The following is a 434-nucleotide window of genomic DNA, read 5'->3' as shown; positions in this document are numbered from 1 at the left end:
TTACGGTCTTTTTCCTAAGTTTAAATTAAACCGGTCTCTTAGTGATGAAGAGAGAACGCATCAGCTAAAACAACACCGGACAACTGAACTGGATGGACAATCTTTAGTTACTGATATGAAAGTCATAACATTAAATTCCCACTATCTGGAGTTAGTTGACAAATATTACTCAGCGAAGGGTTTCGGTGGATTAATCGCTGCAATTGGTTTTTTTGGATTTTCGCTATTTTACCTAGTTGTGCTTATTGGAACCATTCCTTATCTCAGGTGGAAGTTTTCGGGAAGTGAAAAAGAACTTTTGATTTTTACGTTAATGTTAGTTCCGGCAATTCTGTTTTCATTCAAGCTTCTAAAAACAGAATGGTTTGCCTGGACACATTACCCCATTCGCTTTGACAGAAAAAACAGACTGGTGCACGTATTCCGGTTAAATA

At 37.3% G+C, this 434-nt stretch carries 1 pseudogene; it reads left to right on the top strand.

What is annotated here, in order from left to right:
* A pseudogene (locus DEO48_RS26940) lies at positions 1 to 434 on the top strand (hypothetical protein); the annotation flags it as partial.

It is taken from the genome of Enterobacter sp. CGMCC 5087, assembly GCF_003144775.1.
Lineage (GTDB): Bacteria > Pseudomonadota > Gammaproteobacteria > Enterobacterales > Enterobacteriaceae > Enterobacter > Enterobacter cloacae_M.
This window is presented reverse-complemented; position numbering and strand designations above follow the sequence as displayed.